Annotated in this window: 18 protein-coding genes; 14 read left to right on the top strand and 4 right to left on the bottom strand. The window is 68.0% G+C overall.

Annotated elements, in window-relative coordinates:
* Positions 1–13: 13 nt before the first annotated feature.
* Positions 14–898, top strand: a complete 885-nt coding sequence (locus tag PKD89_RS12255; RefSeq protein ID WP_289010130.1) for a hypothetical protein — start codon at positions 14–16, stop codon at positions 896–898.
* A gap of 155 nt (positions 899–1053) precedes the next feature.
* The gene (locus PKD89_RS12250) at positions 1054–1749 is read left to right on the top strand and encodes a YqjF family protein (RefSeq protein ID WP_289010131.1); all 696 of its coding nucleotides are present in this window, start codon (positions 1054–1056) and stop codon (positions 1747–1749) included.
* 6 nt (positions 1750–1755) lie between these two features.
* On the opposite strand, the gene PKD89_RS12245 is transcribed toward PKD89_RS12250, so the two are convergent.
* A complete protein-coding gene (locus tag PKD89_RS12245) occupies positions 1756–2148 on the bottom strand; it encodes an SRPBCC family protein (protein ID WP_289010132.1) in 393 nt (130 codons plus the stop codon).
* 55 nt (positions 2149–2203) lie between these two features.
* The gene (locus PKD89_RS12240) at positions 2204–2878 is read right to left on the bottom strand and encodes a GAP family protein (RefSeq protein WP_289010133.1); all 675 of its coding nucleotides are present in this window, start codon (positions 2876–2878) and stop codon (positions 2204–2206) included.
* 221 nt (positions 2879–3099) lie between these two features.
* Here PKD89_RS12240 and PKD89_RS12235 point away from each other — a divergent pair, with 221 nt between their 5' ends.
* The 12 genes from PKD89_RS12235 (at position 3100) to PKD89_RS12180 (ending at position 16619) form a co-directional block, all read left to right on the top strand.
* Positions 3100–4365 carry an NAD(P)/FAD-dependent oxidoreductase gene (locus PKD89_RS12235; RefSeq protein ID WP_289010134.1) on the top strand — a complete coding sequence of 422 codons (1266 nt, stop codon included), beginning with the start codon at positions 3100–3102 and terminating at the stop codon, positions 4363–4365.
* Positions 4366–4408: 43 nt separating this feature from the next.
* Positions 4409–5425: an NADP-dependent oxidoreductase gene (locus PKD89_RS12230; RefSeq protein WP_289010135.1), complete on the top strand. Its 1017-nt coding sequence runs from the start codon at positions 4409–4411 to the stop codon at positions 5423–5425.
* An 87-nt stretch (positions 5426–5512) separates the two neighbouring features.
* A complete protein-coding gene (locus PKD89_RS12225; protein WP_289010136.1) occupies positions 5513–5926 on the top strand; it encodes a VOC family protein in 414 nt (137 codons plus the stop codon).
* A 79-nt stretch (positions 5927–6005) separates the two neighbouring features.
* Positions 6006–7286 (top strand): acyl-CoA dehydrogenase family protein, encoded by a 1281-nt coding sequence (locus PKD89_RS12220; RefSeq protein WP_289010137.1) that lies wholly within the window; start codon positions 6006–6008, stop codon positions 7284–7286.
* Between the two features lie 13 nt (positions 7287–7299).
* Positions 7300–7989, top strand: coding sequence for a TVP38/TMEM64 family protein (locus PKD89_RS12215; protein WP_289010138.1), 690 nt, complete (start codon positions 7300–7302; stop codon positions 7987–7989).
* A gap of 78 nt (positions 7990–8067) precedes the next feature.
* Positions 8068–9555: an L-serine ammonia-lyase gene (locus PKD89_RS12210; protein ID WP_324332475.1), complete on the top strand. Its 1488-nt coding sequence runs from the start codon at positions 8068–8070 to the stop codon at positions 9553–9555.
* A gap of 142 nt (positions 9556–9697) precedes the next feature.
* Complete coding sequence (efeU, locus tag PKD89_RS12205) at positions 9698–10573, top strand: iron uptake transporter permease EfeU (RefSeq protein ID WP_289010139.1); 876 nt, start codon at positions 9698–9700, stop codon at positions 10571–10573.
* A gap of 31 nt (positions 10574–10604) precedes the next feature.
* Entirely contained in the window at positions 10605–11315 is a 711-nt protein-coding gene (locus PKD89_RS12200) for a cupredoxin domain-containing protein (protein ID WP_289010140.1), read from the top strand.
* A 48-nt stretch (positions 11316–11363) separates the two neighbouring features.
* The gene (locus PKD89_RS12195; RefSeq protein WP_289010141.1) at positions 11364–12083 is read left to right on the top strand and encodes a hypothetical protein; all 720 of its coding nucleotides are present in this window, start codon (positions 11364–11366) and stop codon (positions 12081–12083) included.
* A gap of 183 nt (positions 12084–12266) precedes the next feature.
* The gene (locus PKD89_RS12190; protein WP_289010142.1) at positions 12267–12719 is read left to right on the top strand and encodes an SRPBCC family protein; all 453 of its coding nucleotides are present in this window, start codon (positions 12267–12269) and stop codon (positions 12717–12719) included.
* Between the two features lie 123 nt (positions 12720–12842).
* On the top strand, positions 12843–13877 hold the full coding sequence (locus PKD89_RS12185; RefSeq protein WP_289010143.1) for an alpha/beta hydrolase: 1035 nt from the start codon (positions 12843–12845) through the stop codon (positions 13875–13877).
* 81 nt (positions 13878–13958) lie between these two features.
* Positions 13959–16619 (top strand): hypothetical protein, encoded by a 2661-nt coding sequence (locus PKD89_RS12180; protein ID WP_289010144.1) that lies wholly within the window; start codon positions 13959–13961, stop codon positions 16617–16619.
* A gap of 66 nt (positions 16620–16685) precedes the next feature.
* Here PKD89_RS12180 and PKD89_RS12175 read toward each other — a convergent pair whose 3' ends face one another.
* The gene (locus tag PKD89_RS12175; RefSeq protein WP_289010145.1) at positions 16686–17927 is read right to left on the bottom strand and encodes an acyl-CoA dehydrogenase family protein; all 1242 of its coding nucleotides are present in this window, start codon (positions 17925–17927) and stop codon (positions 16686–16688) included.
* The coding region (locus tag PKD89_RS12170) for a phosphotransferase family protein (protein ID WP_289010146.1) at positions 17927–18675 on the bottom strand (749 nt) is incomplete at its 5' end. The genes PKD89_RS12175 and PKD89_RS12170, both read right to left, overlap by 1 nt.

Below are 18675 nucleotides of genomic sequence, written 5' to 3'. Positions count from 1 at the left end.
CGCCGTGACGACCATGAGTCAGCTGTTCCAGTTGTTCGAAGGTGTTCTCGCGGGTCGACCGGACACAAACCCATGGTCTGTCGACGGGATCTGCCGTTTCCAGCCGGATTACGACGCTCTCGCTCACCTCATCGCCATTCCGATTGCAGCTGGGAGTGCCTCTCAGTCCGGTCGATTGGCGAAAGCAATCGATGTTTGGGCGGCCGGCGAGTTGCGCCGTGCCGGTTTTGATGCCGACGAGGTCTGGCCGCGTTCCACTCCACCCCATGTGTTGCCGCGTGAACTTGCGCTCTACCTTCGAGAACTCCCGGCCTCCCAGCGATCGGAGGCGGAAGCAAGAATTCTTCGTGCGAAACAGATCGCACCCTCCGATGCGCGGGTGCTCGGGCGCGCCTACGTGAAGCAGGTCGATGTGCTTGTGGCCCAATGGTCGCGAGGGCCCGAGTTGCTCGTCTCGACCAAGAGCATGGTTTCGTCGTTCCGTAACAACCTTCCGAATCGCTTCGAGGAGTCATACGGGGATGCGAAGAACCTGCGCGGACGATACCCCCTCGTCAGCATGGGCTTTCTCTTTCTCCTGAGGTCCACCGTCAACGATGACGCAGGCACGCTTGATCGGGTCATCGACATGCTTCGCAAGCTTCAGCAGGAGGCTGACATCTATGACACCACCTGCCTGGTGCTCGCCGAGTGGGCTGACGGGGAGGCGTTTGATGAGGTGAACATCCGAAACGACCTGGTACCGGCCGATCTCCAGGCAGAGGCCTTCCTCAAGGTCCTGGTTGAGGGCGTCCTCGACCGCACGCCGATCGACATGCACGTCGCCGTGCGGGAGCGGCGAGAGCACAGACATCTTGGCCTTCCCGAGGTGGATGAGGCCTCGCAGTCCGAGGGTTGATCCGAAGCTCACTGCGTTGCCAAGTCACGCCGTTTGGGGGCTGATGGCCTCGACCAGGCAGCACCGCCGCACCGCGGCACCCTGGGACGATCGCCGAGCACGCCACCCCCGAGCCCGTCATTGCCGATCCTCCCCCCTGGACCGGCCGAACGATCATGCGTCAGCAGTGGGCCGAGCTGGCCTACTTCCATTGGGCCTACGAGCCCGAGGTGGTCCAACGGCTGCTCCCGGCCGGCATCACTGTCGATGCATTTGGCGGACGGGCCTGGGTGGGGCTGATCCCCTTCGAGATGCGCCGGGTGCGGCTGGGCCCCACGCCCCCCATCCCGTGGTTGGGGGACTTCACCGAGATCAACGTCCGCACCTACGTGACCGATGCCCTCGGCCGCCGAGGCGTGTGGTTCTTCTCGCTCGACGTGCCCCGTTCGCCGATCGTCGCAGTGGCGCGCGCAGCCTTTGCGTTGCCGTACTGCTGGGCGAAGACGCGCCACGAGCGCAACGCCGACCGCCAGCGCTACACGATGGTGAGGCGCTGGCCCCGAGGCTCCGAAGCCCAGGCCGACCTGGCCTTTCGTGTCGGCAGCCGCCTCGGTGACGACGAGGTCGGCGACCTGGAACACTTTCTGTCCGCTCGTTGGGCTCTGCTCACCCGTCGGCGACGCCAACTGCTCTACGGCCGGGTGGACCACCAGCGCTGGCCCCTCCACCGTGTCGACGAAGTCGACATCGACCAAACGGTCGTCGAGGCCGCCGGGTTGCCCAGGCCCGAGGGCAGCCCCCATGCCATGTACTCGCCCGCCGTTGACGTTCAGGTGGCCTGGTTCTCCAAGGTGCCCGGCCCCACAGGTTGACCCCGCTCAGGAGCCCGATGCGTCGACGGTCGCCAGCTCGTCGATGCGGCGCAGCGCCAGCGCGCAGATCGCCAGGTACGGCGCCACTGCGAGCGGGACCCCGAACCCCGCCTGGCACCGGTCGGCGCCGAGCGACTCCACCGAGTGTGCTGTCGCCGGCAGGCCGGCGACCTTCCAAGCCCAGGCGGTGTTGGCCTCGAACTCGGTGATCGTGAAGCTCAGGGCGACCCCGACTGCGGTGGTCACCGTGCCGGTCGCACCCAATGAGAGGGTGTGGCCGTCGAGGGAGGCGCTGCGCACCGATGGCCCCCAGTCCGGCCACCGCTCCAAGTCGCACAACAGCTGCCACACGACCGGCGCCGGGGCGTCGATGTCGCGATGGGTCCAGAGCCGCCTCATCGACCCAACGTACCGCTCGATCCGGTCGAACGAGGCGGCGATGCGCCGTCCACCGCTACCCGCCCAGCGCTCCCATGCCCTGCCCAAGCAGCTTGACGCCCAGCACGAGCAACAGGATCATCATGATCGCCGAGTTGTGCACCGACATGAAGTCCTTGATCGAGCCGAGCGGGCCGACGGCGCGTTTGCTCGCCACCAGGTAGAACACCACCGGTCCAGCGACCGTCAGCGAACCGATGACAACGAACACCGCCATCGTGACGACGGTGTCGGCACCGCTCAGCCCGGCCTGAGCGACGCTGGCGGCCGCTGCGGCGGTGAGGGCCAGGTTCTTCGGGTTCACCCCGGAGAGCAGCGCGCCGAGCCCGAGCGACTTGCCAGGCGTGAAGGTGTCGATCGTCGCCATCCATTTGGGCAGCTCCGCCTCCTCGCCGGGCTGAGGACGCGAGCGCCACTGCTTCAGTGCGAGGAGCAGGAAGAGCACCCCCATCACCACCTGGAACCAGTTCACGCCGGTTGATGTGGCGCTGTCCGGATCCGATGCTCCGGACGTCAGGACCAGGACGATGGCGGAGGCGATCACCAGGCCAGCGATCCAACCGATGGCGAACATCGAGCCGGTGGTGCGGGCCTTGGGTGTGCCCAGCATAAGGATGACGGCGATGATCGGGACTGGGCTGAGCGCTACGCCCAACGCCGATGGGAGCAGGTCACCAATAGCTTGGATCATGGTTGCAGTCGCCTCGGTTTCGGTCCCGGTCTGGCGTGGGATGCGAGGCTTGTCCCCGCCTGCCCGACCTTCGTGAAAAGTACTCGAAGCAGCCAGCGGCGCCTTGGCATTCTGCGCCCAGGAACGATTCGTTGCCACCGACGGACCTCGTTCGGGCAGCGACGGTGCGTCCGTGGCAGTCTGCACCCGGCGCAGGATCGGCCGGCGCGGAAGGAGCCCACGTGTCTGACCTCGCTCATGGCGCCGCTCATCAGCTGCCCGAACGGACCGAGGTCGCCATCGTCGGCGCAGGTCTCGCCGGGCTGGCAGCGGCGCGCCAGCTCACCCAGGCGGGCCGGAACGTGGTCGTGCTCGAGGCATCCGATGGCGTCGGGGGACGGGTGCGCACCGACCTGGTCGACGGGTTTCGGCTCGACCGCGGCTTCCAGGTGCTGCTGACCGCCTATCCGGAGCTGGAGAGGCAGTTCGATGTCGACACCCTCGAGTTGCGCCGCTTCGAGCCGGGCGCACTGGTGTGGAACGGCACCGCGATGCACCTGGTCGGTGATCCGATTCGTCGGCCCCGCACTCTGGTGAAAACCGGCCTCGCCCCGATCGGCACGATCGCCGACAAGGCCAGGCTGCTGCGCCAGCGGGTCCGCCTGGGACGAACCTCGGGGTCGGACCTGTTGCGCCAGAACGATGTGTCCACACTCGAAGCGCTGCATGGCGAGGGCTTCAGTCAACGAATGATCGACGGGTTCTTTCGGCCGTTCGTCGGCGGCATCCAGCTCGATCCGGCGCTTCAGACCAGCCGACGCATGTTCGACGTGGTGTTGAAGAGCCTGTTCGCCGGAGCGGCTGCAGTGCCCGCCGGTGGGATGCAGGCAATCCCGAACCAGCTGGCGAGCGGTCTCCCCGCTGGGACGGTCCACCTCGACGCCAAAGTGGGGGCGGTGCGAGCCGGCGAGGTGGTGCTCGTCGATGGCCGTGCACTGGCAGCCGACCGGGTGATCGTCGCCGCCGAGGGTCCCGGCGCGGCGGCGCTGCTCAGCCTGCCCATGGTCGGGTCGAAGTCGGCATCGTGCGTGTGGTTCGGCGCCGCAGCGCCGCCGATCCCGGACCGCTACATCGTCGTGGACGGAACCGGACGCGGCCCCGCCCTCAACATCGCCGTGATGACCAACGTCGCCCCCGAGTACGGCCCGGCCGGATCGGCACTGATCTCCGCCGCCTGCCCCGGCGTCGATGACGCCCACCTCGAGCCCGCCGTCCGGGCCCAGCTGCGCAGCATCTGGGGTCCGACAGTCGACTCGTGGACCCACCTGCGCACCGACGCCATCGCTCACGGTCAACCCGAACAGCGGCCCCCATTCGCCCCGAAGCAGCGGGTCGCTCTGGGTGACGGACTGTTCGTCTGCGGCGACCACCGCGACACCGCGTCCATCCAGGGGGCGCTGTACTCCGGTCGGCGCTGCGCCGAGGCGGTGCTCTCCAGCCTGGCGTAGTTCTCCCGAGAATCGGTCGACGTCGGCACGTACACTCGCCGCGATGAACGAGACGAACCGCCAGGTTGTGTTGCGCAGCCGCCCCTCAGGGCTGGTCGCCGATGAGAACGTCGAGCTCGTCGAGACCGACGTACCAGCGTTGGGCGACGGCGAGGCGCTGGTGCGGACCAGCCTGGTGGGGATCGATGCGGCGGTGCGCACCTGGCTGGACGATCAGCCGGGCTACCTGCCGCCGGTGCAGCTGGGCGAAGTGGTCCGTGCCGCCACGGTGGGCGAGGTGGTCGCCACCAACTGCGAGGCCTACCAGGTCGGCGACGTCGTCACCACCCTCGGCGGCTTCAGCGACTACTCGATCGCCCGCGACGATCTGTACACGACCGTGATGGGCCGCATGAGCGAAGGTACCGCCGGCATCGATCGTGCCGGGTTGCTCGCCGTGTTCGGCTCGACCGGGGCGACCGCCTACTTCGGCATGCACGACATCGGCAAGCCTCAAGCGGGGGAGACCGTGCTGGTCAGCGCAGCGGCCGGCGCCACCGGGTCGATCGCCGGTCAGCTGGCCAAGGCGGCCGGCGCGCGGGTGGTCGGGCTGGCCGGCTCCGACGAGAAGTGCACCGCCGTCGTCGACGACTTCGGATTCGACGCCTGCATCAACTACCGCAGCGCCGACCTGCGGGCGGCGCTGAAGGAACAGTGCCCCGATCGCATCGACGTGTACTTCGACAACGTCGGCGGGCCCATCCTCGACGCGGCACTCGGCCGGCTGGCCATGAACGCACGGGTGGTGCTGTGCGGCGTGATCTCCAGCTACGTCTCAGGCGAGCACCCCGGCCCGGCCAACTACGTGAAACTGCTGGCGATGCGGGCCCGGATGGAGGGGTTCAACACTCTCGACCACTGGGGCCGCTTCGACGAGGCCAACGCCGAGCTGCGACGGCTCTTCGACGCGGGGGAGCTGAAGTACCGCAGCCACGTGTTCGAGGGCTTGGACCAGGCGGTGCCGGCGCTGAACGCCCTGTTCGAGGGCACCAACATCGGCAAAACGTTTCTGCGACCCTGAACCTTCTCGCAACCGGCCGATGAGTTTGGGCGGCCCAGACCGTCGTCATGGGTAACCAGCCAGAACCCCAACGCTCAGGAGCACACGATGTCCTTCACTCCCTACCTCAACTTCGGCGGCAACTGCCGTGAAGCGTTCACCCGCTATCAGGAGATCTTTGGTGGCGAGCTGTCGATCATGGCCATGTCGGACATGCCCGGCGACGAACCGCTTCCCGAGGGCGCTGACAACCTGGTCATGAACGCCGCCCTCAAGTTTGGCGATCACCTGTTGATGGCCTCGGACGTGTTCGACATCGACAACTTCGGCGCCATGCAGTACATGTACGTCAACTTCACCACCACCGATCTCGATCAGGCCGAGCGGGTCTTCGAGGCGTTGGCCGACGGGGGCAAGGTCGAGATGCCGATGGGGGAGACCTTCTGGGCGCCCCGCTTCGGGGTGACGGTCGACCGCTTCGGTACCCCATGGATGGTGAACGGCGAGGCCGCCGAGGAGTAACTCCCGGCCACGAGCGAACCGAACGGCCGTAGGATCGCCCCGGCAACACAGCCACGAACACGCACGGGGGCACACGCACATGGCTTGGGATTTCTCGACCGAACCCGAGTTTCAGGAAAAGCTCGACTGGGTGGAGCGGTTCTGCCGCGAACAGGTGGAACCGCTCGAGTTGGTCTTCCCCTATGCGGTGCGGGCGAGGGACCCCAAGCTGAAGGCGTTGGTCAAGGAGCTTCAGGACCAGGTGAAGGAGCAGGGCCTGTGGGCGCTGTTCCTCGATGAGGACCTGGGCGGGCCGGGGTTCGGCCAGCTCAAGCTGGGCCTGCTGAACGAGATCCTCGGCCGCTACGGCTCGGCCCCGCAGATCTTCGGCGCGGGCGCCCCCGACACCGGCAACATCGAGATGCTCGCCGCCTACGGCACCGACGCGCAGAAGGAGCGCTGGCTGACCCCGATGCTCAACCAGGAGCTGTGGTCGGCGTACTCGATGACCGAGCCCCAGAGCGGGTCAGACCCCAACCTGTTCACCACCCATGCGGTGAAGGACGGCGACGAATGGGTCATCAACGGCGAGAAGTGGTTCACCAGCGCCGGCCGGGTGGCCGACCTGCTGTTCGTCATGTGCACCAACGGCATGTTCGTCGTACCCCGGAAGACCCCGGGCGTCGAGATCATGCCCGAGCCCCGCAACCACAACCACATCATCTACAACGACGTGCGCATCCCCGCCGACCACCTGCTCGGACCCGAGGACGGCGCCAAGGTGCTGGCCCAGCGCCGCTTGGGCGGCGGACGGATCCACCACGCCATGCGCACGATCAGCCAGTGCAAGCTGGCCTTCGACATGATGTGCGAGCGTGCGCTCAGTCGCGAATCACACGGCAAGATCATCGGCGACCACCAGATGGTGCAGGAGAAGATCGCCGACAGCTACGCCTCGATTCGAATGCTGCGGCTGCTCGTGTTGGAGACCGCCTGGAAGATCGACAACACGAGCACCCAGGAGGCGCGCACCGACATCGCCGCCGTGAAGTTCACGATGGCCAAGGTGCTGCGCGAGGTGTCGTTCAACGCGCTGCACATCCTCGGTTCGCTCGGCACGACCAACCTCACCCCGCTGCAGGCGATGTACGCCACCGCACCGACGATGGGCATCGCCGATGGGGTGGACGAGGTGCACAAGGCCACGGTCGCCCGCAACGTGTTGAAGGGCTACCGACCCCACGAAGGCAATTGGCCCACCGAATACCTCCCGGCCAAGCGCCAGGCGGCCTGGGAAGCCTTCGAGCCGCGCTTCGTCGAGGATCCGCAGCTACGCGAGATGGCGGAGGGATACGCCGCCTACATTGCCAAAAAGGGTTGAGGTTCGACCTCCGGTGACGCGGACGAACTCCAGAATTGCGGCCCTGATCGCTCTCACGCTGGTTGCGATCGCCTTCGTGGCGCTCGGCGGGCTGAGCTGGATCGTCGAGGACGGCAACGTGCAGGGCCTGCTCACCGACACCGGAGCGGTCGGGCCAATCATCTTCGTGGTGGTGATGTGGGTGACCCAGCCCTTCGGTGTGCCGGGTTTCGTCTACATGGCGCCGGCGGGCATGGTGTGGCCGTTTCCACTGGCGATCGCGCTGTCGTGGATCGGCAACATGGGGTCGAGCTACCTGGGCTTCGCGTTCGCCCGATGGGTCGCCCGGGATTGGGTGAAGGCCCGCATCCCGCCCAGGATGCACGGCTTCGACGCGCGGCTGGCCGAGGGCGGGCTGACGCCGATCGTCGGGCTGCGGCTCGTGTTCGGCCAGCTGCCGCCCGCCGACTGGCTGCTTGGGGTGACCAGGGTGGGCACGCCCACCTTTCTCCTCGGCACCGGCATCGGCATCATCCCCGGGGCGGTGGTTGCGGTGGTGGCCGGCGGCGGCCTGATCCGCTTTCTCCTCAACCTGCCCGCAGCGACTGCCGTCGCCGCGGTCGCTGCGCTGGCGATCGGCGCCGCCGGCCTGGTGCTGTGGCGGCGGCATCGACGGGGAAGCCGACCGGTTGGGAGGCCCCACAGCGACCAAAGCCCAGCCTGATCGCAACCACGGACGGCGAACGTTGCGGGTCTGGGTGTGCTTGGCTAAGGCCTGATGGAAGTGCTCAGCGTGTTCGACATGTTAAAGGTGGGCATCGGGCCGTCCAGCTCCCACACGCTCGGCCCGTGGCGGGCAATCCAGCGCTGGTTGGCCGAGCTGGACGAGTCGCTCGACGAGGACGGTGGGCTCGCCGCAGTCGAACGGATCCAGGTGCACCTCTATGGCTCCTTGGCCCTCACCGGCCGAGGCCACGCCACCGATCAGGCGATTGCCTTGGCGCTGCTCGGCCACGACCCCGAGACGGTCGACGTCGACGACATTGCCAACCTGGTGGCGGCGCTCCGCGATCGACGGTCGCTCAGCTTGGACGGACGCTCTGCCCCAATCGCCTTGGACCTGGACTCCGACATCGTGTTCCACCCCGACGAGTGCCTCCCGGGGCACGCCAACGCCATGACGTGCGTGGCAAGCGCCGGGGGACGCTCGCTGAAATCGACCTACTTCTCGGTGGGGGGAGGTTTCGTGCTGCGACATGACGAGCTGGGTGACGACGAACTCGGCGAGGAGGGAACCGACAGGACACGCGGCGGCCAGCCGACCTTGCGGTACCCAACCCAGAAACCCGACGACCTGCGCTCCCACTGCGTCGCGACGGAGGGGCGCATCGCCGACGTGGTGTGGACGAACGAGCTGGCGTGGCGCACCCCCGACGAAATCCGGGCCGGTCTGGACGCGCTGTGGCGGGTAATGGTCGAGGGTGTGTACCGCGGCTGCCACACCGTAGGCACCCTGCCCGGCGGGCTCGGGGTCCAGCGCCGAGCGGCGCCGCTGGTGCGGCTGCTGCTCAGCGACGACCGGATCGACGACGACTCCCTCGTCGACGAGAACCCGGTCGACGCCTGGCTGGCGCGGATCCGGGGCGGCGATCACGACTTCGGCCAGGTGCTGCAGTGGATCAGCGCGTTTGCGATGGCGACCAACGAGGAGAACGCCAACCTGGGCCGAGTCGTCACCGCCCCGACCAACGGCGCCGCCGGCGTCATCCCGGCCGTGCTGCTGTATTACCTCTGCCTCGCCGACGACATCGACGACCGTTCGGCCCCCGACGCCCGGACCGTGGTTCACGACTTTCTGCTGGTCGCCGGCGAGGTCGGTACGTTGTTCAAAAAGGGCGCCACGATTTCGGCGGCGATGGGCGGCTGCATGGCCGAAGTGGGGGTGTCGAGCGCCATGGCGGCCGCAGCGCTCACCGAGGCGATGGGCGGCAACCCCGACCAGGCGCTCATGGCGGCCGAGATTGCCATGGAGCACCACCTGGGCATGACGTGCGACCCGGTGAGCGGCCTGGTGCAGGTGCCCTGCATCGAACGCAACACGATGGGGGCGGTCAAAGCGATCAACGCCGCCGGCCTGGCGATCGCCGGCGATCCGGCGGCGGCTCGGGGGACCCTCGCCGGGGTGAGCGACACGATGCGCGAGACCGCCCAGTCGCTGTCGGACCGCTTCAAGGAGACGTCGCTCGGCGGGCTGGCGGTCAACGTGTCGGTGCGGGTTCCGGAGTGCTGAACCGCCCACGTCGACGTCTCGAAACGATTGGCCCGGGTGGTTGCGTCCCTGCCCGGTCTCGTTGTTAGGCTCCCCTTGCAACAGGCCGGACGCCTCCTTCATGGCCGCCCGACCCCACGACAACGCACGTTGGAGGCCTCAGGTGTTACAGACATTCCTCACCGGACTGCGAGAGGGCCTCGAGGCAGCGTTGGTCGTCAGCATCCTGTTGACCTTCCTGGTCCGTGCCGAGCGGCGCGACCGCATCGTTGCGTTGTGGGCCGGAGTTGCGGTGGCGGTCGTCGTGTCGTTCGGGTTTGGGGCCGTGCTTCACTTCACCTCGGCCTCGATGAGCTTCGAGGCCCAGGAGGCCTTCGGCGGATTCCTGTCGATCGTCGCCGTCGGGTTCGTCACGTGGATGGTGTTCTGGATGAAGCGGGCCTCGCGCACGATCAAGGGCGACCTCCATCAGAAGATGCAGTCCGCCCTCGAGCTTGGCGCCGCCGGCGTGTTTCTGGCTGCGCTGCTGGCCGTTGGCCGGGAGGGCCTCGAAACCGCCCTGTTCCTGTACCCGACGTTCCAGGCGCAAGGGTCGGGGGCAGCACCCGCGATCGGCGCCGTCCTCGGTATCGGCACGGCGGTTGTCGCCGGCGTCTTCATCTATCGCGGCACCGTGCGCATGAATCTGGCAGCGTTCTTCAAGTTCACCGGTGCAGCGCTGATCGTCATCGCTGCCGGCGTGCTCGCCTACGGGGTGCACGACCTGCAGGAGGCGGGCATCGTGCCCGGCCTCAACACGCTGGCCTGGGACCTGCAGGGCTACGACGTCACCAGTTGGTACGGCACCCTGGTCAAGGGCATCTTCAACCTCGGCCCGCAGATGACCGTGCTCGAGGTGATCACCTACGTCGGCTACCTCGTCCCGACGATGTTCCTGTTCCTGCGCAGCCCGCAGCCTCAGCCGTCGACCGGGGAGCCCACGCCGGTCCAGGCCAACACCGCCTCGCCGTCGCCCCAATCGGCGGCAGTCGCACACTGACCCCTGTCCACATCCCCCTCCGGAGTTGCCCATGTTGAAGTCCACCCGCGCCGCCGGGTCCCTTGCCGTCGCCCTGATCACCGCCAGCGCGCTGATGTCCGCCTGTTCGGGTGAAGCGGCAGACACCACGGCCACGGTCATCGGCACCGACGACGCCTGCACGCTCGAGAACGACATCATCGAGGCCGGCAAGGTGGGCTTCGAGTTCACCAACGACGGTAAGAAGGTGTCGGAGTTATACGTCCTCAACGGCGACGGTGACGTGATGGGCGAGGTGGAGAACGTCACCACCGGCACGTCCCGCACCCTCACCGTGGACCTGGTCGCCGGCGACTACCAGGTGAAGTGCAAGCCGGGCATGACCGGCGACGGGATCACGTCGGACTTCACGGTCACCGGCGAGGGCGGCGCCGCTCAAGCCGAACCCGACCGGACGATCACGTTCGACGCGGTCGACTTCACCTACGAGGACCTCGATCTCACCGACATCACCGCCGGCACGACAATCCGATTTGAAATGACCAACACCGGCGACCAGCCCCACGAATTTGAGGTGCTCGACCCAGGCGGCGAGGCGATCGGCGAGGTTGGTGCCACCGACCCGGGAGAGACCGGCGGGGCAACCATGACCTTCGCCGCCCCGGGCAAGTACACCTACCAGTGCATCCTGATCGACCCGGCGACCGGCAAGAAGCACTCGATGCTGGGTATGGCCGGCACCTTCAGCGTGGCGCCGGCCTAGCCCGCCAGAGGGCGGGCACCGCCTTTTCCGCTCTGCCAAGATCGAACCATGATCTCGATCGACCCCAGATTCAACGGTCCGACCGATTGTGGGCACGGCGGCGTGTCCGCCGGGCGATTTGCCGAGCTGGTCAACCCGCTGGCCGCCTCGGTGCGCTTCGCCGCGCCGATCCCGCTGGCCACCGAGCTCATGCCCACTGCGGCCGGCGGCGGAACGGTACGGGTCTCCAACGGGGACCGGCCGATCGCCGCGGTCAGCCCGTTGAGCGAACCCCTCGATATTACGCCATTCTCGCCGGCGGACGATGAGGCGATAGCGGCGGCCGAGGGACGCTCGACGTTCCGCGTCGGCCACGATCACCCCTACCCGCTGTGTTTCGGCTGCGGAAACGCCAGGGAACACCACGACGGCCTTGGTTTGTATGCCGGGCCGCTGGCAGCGAGCGCCGAGTTCGCGGTGCGTTGGACGCCCGAGGGTGACGAGGACGTGCCGCCCTGGCTGGTCTGGGGCGCACTCGACTGCCCCACCGCAGCCCCCGCCTTCGCTGCGGTCCCGGAGGGCAGCGCTGCGCTGACCGGAACGCTGGCGGTCGAGATCCGCGATCGCGTCCCCGGCGGCGTCGAGCATCAGATCCACAGCCGGCTCGTCGACGTCGACGGGCGCAAGCTGCGCACCGAGGGCGCCCTGGTGGCACCGGACGGGACCAACTTGGCCGTCGTCGCCGCAACCTGGGTGTCGGTCCCCGCCGACATGGTGGTGACCGCCTGAGCGATGGGCCCCACACCCCTCGCAACTAGCGGGTGCCGGGGTATCGGGCGGACAGTTTGGCGGTGTATTTTCATCGGGCTGCCCGAGACGTGGTGACGAAGCGGACCCCCTTGTCCGGGACGTTGGGCCGGGGTCGACCGACCGGTGGTTTGTTTGGGTTGTCCGGGCGGGTACCGAACAATCATGCCCCGCTACGTCGTCCACGTCCGCACCCCGATGCCACCCGCCGAAGCGTTCGCCTTCATGGCAGACCTCAACAACTTCGCCCGGTGGGATCCCGGCGTTGACGACGTCGATCAAGTGGAGGGGTCTGGCCCCGGCCCGGAGGCCGTCTTCGACGTGTCGGTCAAGGCGGTGCTGGGCACGATGACGCTCCGCTACGAAACCACCACCTACGAAGCTCCCAAGCTGTTTGTCGCTCGGGCCCAGAGCACGACGCTGACCTCGCTCGACTCGATCACGGTGCGCTCCGACGGGACCGGCTCGGTGGTCACCTACGAGGCCGAACTCACCCTCAACGGGCTGCTGCGCTTCGTCGACCCGGTCCTGGGCTTGGCGTTCGGGCGGATCGGTGACCGCGCTGCCGGCGGCCTGATCGAGGCCCTCGACGGCGAGCGGGTGGACTCACCGACGTAGACCCACCACCCGACCGAGTGTGACGCGCTGCGGTTCGGCTTCCGCCACTCTCCGTGAGAGACTGTCCGTTCTGGAACCGCCAGGTTCCCTCGGCGCCACAGATTGGAGGACGCAGCGATGGTGATGGGTGATCGACCCGATGTTGAGACGTCCTCGCCGCCGGAGGCGGCGCTCGACCTGTTCGGCCTGGCCGGTCAACTAGGCGTGGCGCTCGGCCGGGTTCCGCTGAAGACACCGTGGAGGGGCCCCTTCAAAACGTTGTCGGCCAACGTGACCGCAAACCTCACGCGAGAGATGATTCGCTCGTTCATGGGATATTCAACCTCGCTGCGAATCGAGGACTTCCGCTCGATCGAGATGGTGCTGGACCGTCTCTCCTCGGTGGTGATGCCGCCGGTCATCGCGTCGTACAACGTGAGCTACGAGGTCGCCAGTGTTGGCGGTGTCCCCGGCATTTGGTATCGCCCCGACGGCGTCGACGAGCCGAGGCGCACCATCGCCTACTTTCACGGCGGAGGTTACGTCGGAACCTCCCCGTGGATGTACGCGGCGTTCACCTCTGCGATCGCCCGTCGCACCCGTTGCGACGTCTTCGTCGCCGACTACCGACTCGCCCCCGAGTTTCCCTACCCGCACGGTGCCGAGGACGGGATGACCGTGCTGGGCGCACTGGTCGACAGCGGCATACCGGCCAGCGACATCTTCTTGGCGGGCGACTCCGGCGGCGGAGGCCTGATCTGTTCGCTGATGCACCTGATGGACTACTTCGAGGCCCAGGACCTGGCCGGCGTCATCCTGTTCTCGCCCGAGGTCGACCTCGTCCTCGACCAGCCGTCGGTGGCCGACAATGCCAGCCACGACATCCTGCCGTGGAACATCCCCACGTCGGCCTACCTGCGCGGCGACGGGCACCACGCCTTCGTTTCGCCGCTCATCCAGGACGTGTCGGACTGGCCGCCCACCTACATTGTGTACGGGGCGGATGAGATGTTCCGTGATCCAATCCGGCAGTTCGTCGACCATCTCGAGGCGTCCGATGTGGAGGTTGAGGCGGTGGAGGTTCCGGGTATGTTCCATGTCTTTCCGATCTTGATGCCGTGGGCACCTCCGAGCCACAAGACGTTCAGGGACCTGCAGCGGTTCATCAAAGCGGCCTGAGCCCAACCGTCACCGGCAGGTTGGCCATGATGTGACGGGTTCTACACTGCGCCCCATGACGACGGCCGAGTTGCGTCACCAGTGACCACTGCCGGAGCGCTCGCAGCACAACTCCGGGCGTTCGTCGTCGACACGCTGGAGGACGCCGAGCAAGCCCATCTGCACGGGTGGCGCATTCCTCGCATGTTCGCCGGACACCAGGTGGGCGCCGACGTGCGGGCGGACCTGTGCTTCACGCTGCACCACCTGGCGCGGGCCGGCGTCACCGAGGTGGCCGGTCGACCGATCGACGAGATCATCTCCGGCCTGCTCGCCGACATCGACGGCGCCGGGACGCACACGTTCTTCTCCTACCGGATCGCCGAGACGCTGCTCGAGCGGGGGCCCTTCGAGGGCAACGCGCTGCTCTCCGGCCTGAGCAGCTCCCAGGCGGAACAGGTTGCCCTGGCGGTCGACAGCTCCGATTGGCTCGAGCTCCTCGATGCGGAGGTGCTGCCCCGCAACTACGCCGGGGTGCTCGCTCGCTGCGAGCTCGGTCGGGTGCGCCTCGGCCTGGTCGACGACACCGGCGGGCTGGATGATCTCGTCGAGCGGGTATGCGGTGTGCTGGGCGCCAACCCGTTGGGAGCGCTGGACGACTCCAACGATGCCAGCGGTCGCTACGACATCTACACCGCGGACGTCTGGCTGTTCACCGAACCGTTGGCCGACCGGATCGGCGAGGTGTGGCGACGCGGTATGAGCCAGGCTCTCGATCTGGTCCTCACCGTCGGAGGTCCGGATGGCTCGTCGGTGCCCTGGGGCCGGTCCACCGGCCACCTGTCAGACGCGCTCACCCTCGAACTGGCTGCGTTTGCGCTCACGGCCGGGCAGGAGGTGCCGGGAACACCGGAGGTGTGGCTGCGGCGGGCGGTCGACGCCGCGATCACGCTGAGCGATGGGTTCGACGCTGGCGGACTCACCACGGCCCACGCCCACCGGGCACAGGACGCCTATCGAGGGCCGGAGCGTCGGCTGCAGCTGACCTTCGACCTGCTGGGCAAGATCGCCTGGGCCGCGGCCGAACTGCGTGACGTCGACCCCGCCCTCACCCCCGCTTCGAAGCGGCAGGCCTACCCGCCGATCGACCGGTTCGTCCCCTTCGAAACCGACCGTCCGGCCGGGGTGTGGGCGCACCGCTCCAGCGGTGCCGAGTTCGTGGTGCCCTTCGTCGGGGCGACCCGCAGCCACTACCTGCCGGCGCTGCACCGCCCAGGACGTTGGGAAGTGCCCGTCGATCGCGATCTGCCCACGTGGACGCCGCTGGTCGTCGACCGGCTGAAGCGGTTCGCTGCGGGCGGGTTGCCCGCTTCGGTCGAGCATCGCGATGGGGGAGTGACGGCCCATTGGGGCTGCTTTGTCGAGTCGGGCAAGGGCGTCGAAGGCGAGGAGCTGGCGCCGCCCCTCGCCGGGTCCCGAACGATGGATCTGTCGATCGACGGACGCACGATCGTGCTGCACGACCAACTGAACTTCGAGGGACCACCGGTGGCGCTTGGGATGGCGATCCCGGAGGTGGACGGTGCGCCGCTGCGCGTCGAGTGGACGGTTGACGACGGCGAGGGGCAGGCAACCGTCGTGCCGGTCGACGGGGTGGCCGAGTGGGCCAGCCCGTGGTCTCAGCTCTCCCGGGTGCATCAGCTCGATGTCGATCCGGCGCTCACCGTCGCCTACACCGCCCGGGTCACCCCACTCATCCGGGTTGGGTCGACCGCACCTGGAGCCCACTACCACCGCGGCATGTATCCCCACGTGGCCGACCGGCTGGTGGAACGGGGGGTGCCGTTCGGCTGGGACGGCTTCGACGACCCCGGGTTTCGCAGCATCGACTTGGTGCACCTGCACTGGCCCGAGTGGGTGGCCTTCGACGACCTGGAGGCCCATCGGGCGATCATCGCTGCGCTGGACGACGCCGATGTGCCGGTGGTGTGGACCGCCCACAACCTGACGCCGCACGAGAAGAAGCCCGAGATCTACGACGCCGTCTACGGGGCGTGGGCCGCCACGGCGGCCGGCGTCATCCACCACAGCGTCTGGGGTGAGGCCCGCCTGAGGGAGCGCTACGACTTCTCAGACCGCTGCCTGCACCGGGTGATCCCGCACGGGCACTTCGGCGCGGTCTGGGCCGCCACCGACCCGCCCGACCGCGCCGAGGCCGAGCGACGTCTCGGGCTGTCGCCGGTCGGGCTCCGCATCGGCATCGTCGGGTCACCCCGGGCCGAAAAGCTGGTGCAGGAGGTGCTCGACGGCGTCGCCGCCAGCCAACGGAACGACGTCGAGGTGGTGTGCTGGTCGCTACGCGGCGACGAGGTGGTGCCCGACGACCCACGTATCGCCCTGGCCGAGCCATACCGCAACGTCGATGCCGGCCTGTACGCCACCCGCCTGGCCGCCTGCGATGTGCTGGCACTGGTGTTCGACGAGCAGGGAAAGATGCTCACCACCGGCGCAGCCGGCGATTCACTGGGCTTTGGGTTGCCCACGCTGCGCTCCGAGTGGGGCTACCTCGTCGAACACCTGGGTGACGCCGGTATCCCGGTGGGCCAGAGCGCCGAGTCGATCGCCGCCGCACTCGATGCGCTCACCGACGCCGACCTCGACAGGGCCCGGTCGGCGGCGCTGCAACGACGCGACGAGCTCGACTGGTCGGTGCTGGCCGGGCCCACCGCCGACCTGTTCGACGAGGTACTGCTGGGGCGTTGACCGCGTTTGCAGCGCAACGACGCACTCCATCGAGCGGCAACGGTTGATCGACCTGGCCGGCCGCGGTCAGCGCTTGGCCCGCTTGCCGAACATCACCCCGGCCACCCGCCGGATCTGGATCTCCTCGGATCCCTCGGTGATCCGGTAACGGCGGTGGTGCCGGTAGATGTGTTCGAAGGGCATGTGCCGCGTGTAGCCCATGCCCCCACAGGTCTGCATCGCCTGGTCGGCGGCGTTGCACACCAGCCGGTTGGCCCGGTAGTTGCACATCGACACCGCGTCGGTGACGTCCATCGCCCCGTGGCGGTCCATGCGCCAGGCGGTCTGGCGGATCAGCGCCCGCAGCATGGCCGCCTCGGTCTGCAGCTCGGCGAGCGGAAACTGGATCGCCTGGTTCTTCCACAGCGGGCGGCCGAACGGAGCCCTGGCCGAGGCGTACTTCGCCGCCTCGTCGATGCAGTACTGGGCCGCGCCCAGGCTGGAGGCGGCCTGCCGGATGCGGTTCTCGTGCACGAAAATGTTGGCCAGTTCCAACCCCCGACCGACATCGCCGAACACGGCATCGTCGCCGACCCGCACGTCGGTGAAGTGCACATCGGGATGATCGGTGGGCATGTTGAACGTCCACCAGTAGGTGCCGATCTCGACGCCGGGGGTCTCGGTGGGCACGAGGAAGCAGGTGATGCCGTCGGCGTCGCCGGCCTCGCCGCCGGTGCGGGCAAAAACCATGTCGTGGGTGGCCCGGTGCATGCCGGTGTTGAAGCGCTTGGTGCCGCTGATCACCCACTCATCGCTGTCGCGCACCGCCGTGGTGTCGAGAAAGGTGGCGTCGCTGCCGTGCTCCGGCTCGGTCAGCCCGAAGGCCACCAGGTGGGTGCCGTCAAATGCGCCGTCGATGAACTCGGCCCGTTGGGCGTCGGTGCCCTTGGCCAGCATCATGAGGATGAACGGGAAGTTGCCGACGACCGAAGTCTCGTTCTGCAGGTCGTTGTGCAGGCCCAGGCCTCTGGTGGCCAGGTGCTCGCGGATGACGGCCATGTCCAGGTTGGATCCGCCCCGGCCGCCGACCGCCTCTGGAAGGCCGTAACGCAGGTGTCCTGCCGCATCGGCCCGGCGCATCATCTCCCCGAGCAGCGCCTCCCACTCCGGTCGGGGCAGCCCGCCGTTGTCCCAGTCGGTGCGGGCGTGCTCGCGCCGGTGGTCGAAGTACTCGATGTTCTCGGCCTCCAGCGGGGCGATCTCTGCCTCGATGAAGCGGTCAAGTGCGCCCAGGTAGTCGGTGAGTTCGGTGGGCAGATCGAAGTCCATCAGGTGCCTTCCGGGCCGGTCTCGGTCTCGATGAGGTTCAGCAGGTCGTACTCCAGCTCGGGAACGCGGCGGCCGCTGGCGGCGAGCACGATCGAGTCGGTCAGGCCGGCCGTGAAGGCTGCGGCCTGAGCGGCCAGGCCACATGCCCACCACGCGGTGCGCGCGGCCATCCACCAACGAAAGGCGTCCTCCCGCCAGCTTCCGCCCCCCGCCTCGTAGGCCCAGCGAAGCGCGTCGAGCGGACCGAACCCGCCGACCGGCAGTTCGTCGTTGCCGAAGCGCCAGGTGCGCAGGCACAGGTAGGCAAGGTCCTCCATCGGGTCGCCGACGTGGGCCAATTCCCAGTCCAACACGGCGCTCAGCCGGCCGTTGTCGACCAGCAGGTTGCCCGTGCGGAAATCGGCATGGACGATCGTTTGACGCTGTGGTCTCGACGGTGGGTTGCGGCGCAGCCACTCGACGCCCAGGCGGATCGCTGGGTGGGGGAGCGGCAGGTCATCGAGCGTCGCTGCCAACCCGTCGCAGTAGTCGCCGAAGAGATCACCAGCATCGAGGCGATCCAGACCAGCCGGGGCGGCAGCGGCGTCGACGGCGTGCAGGTGGGCCAACGCCGCGCCGCACTCACCGGCCAACTCGGCACCGGTGCCCAACTCGGCGACCGCACGCAGCACGTGGCGGGGAATCGACAGCCCAGGCTCCCGGCTGACCACCTGCGCCGGTTGGCCCGTACCCGCTAGGGCATCGGTCG

Origin of the sequence: Candidatus Neomicrothrix sp. (assembly GCF_035329545.1) — a bacterium.
Taxonomy (GTDB): Bacteria; Actinomycetota; Acidimicrobiia; order Acidimicrobiales; family Microtrichaceae; genus Microthrix; species Microthrix subdominans.
Note: the sequence above shows the minus strand (reverse complement) of the source record. Positions and strands in the feature narration are given on the sequence as shown.

Bases quoted from the DNA above. Each gene is read 5' to 3' on its own strand.
- PKD89_RS12200 (WP_289010140.1), top strand. From the start codon at position 10,605: ATGTTGAAGTCCACCCGCGCCGCCGGGTCCCTTGCCGTCGCCCTGATC.
- PKD89_RS12255 (WP_289010130.1), top strand. From the start codon at position 14: ATGAGTCAGCTGTTCCAGTTGTTCGAAGGTGTTCTCGCGGGTCGACCG.
- PKD89_RS12225 (WP_289010136.1), top strand. From the start codon at position 5,513: ATGTCCTTCACTCCCTACCTCAACTTCGGCGGCAACTGCCGTGAAGCG.
- PKD89_RS12230 (WP_289010135.1), top strand. From the start codon at position 4,409: ATGAACGAGACGAACCGCCAGGTTGTGTTGCGCAGCCGCCCCTCAGGG.
- PKD89_RS12240 (WP_289010133.1), bottom strand. From the start codon at position 2,878: ATGATCCAAGCTATTGGTGACCTGCTCCCATCGGCGTTGGGCGTAGCG.
- PKD89_RS12250 (WP_289010131.1), top strand. From the start codon at position 1,054: ATGCGTCAGCAGTGGGCCGAGCTGGCCTACTTCCATTGGGCCTACGAG.
- PKD89_RS12175 (WP_289010145.1), bottom strand. From the start codon at position 17,927: ATGGACTTCGATCTGCCCACCGAACTCACCGACTACCTGGGCGCACTT.
- PKD89_RS12220 (WP_289010137.1), top strand. From the start codon at position 6,006: ATGGCTTGGGATTTCTCGACCGAACCCGAGTTTCAGGAAAAGCTCGAC.
- PKD89_RS12195 (WP_289010141.1), top strand. From the start codon at position 11,364: ATGATCTCGATCGACCCCAGATTCAACGGTCCGACCGATTGTGGGCAC.
- PKD89_RS12185 (WP_289010143.1), top strand. From the start codon at position 12,843: ATGGGTGATCGACCCGATGTTGAGACGTCCTCGCCGCCGGAGGCGGCG.
- PKD89_RS12190 (WP_289010142.1), top strand. From the start codon at position 12,267: ATGCCCCGCTACGTCGTCCACGTCCGCACCCCGATGCCACCCGCCGAA.
- PKD89_RS12245 (WP_289010132.1), bottom strand. From the start codon at position 2,148: ATGAGGCGGCTCTGGACCCATCGCGACATCGACGCCCCGGCGCCGGTC.
- PKD89_RS12210 (WP_324332475.1), top strand. From the start codon at position 8,068: ATGTTAAAGGTGGGCATCGGGCCGTCCAGCTCCCACACGCTCGGCCCG.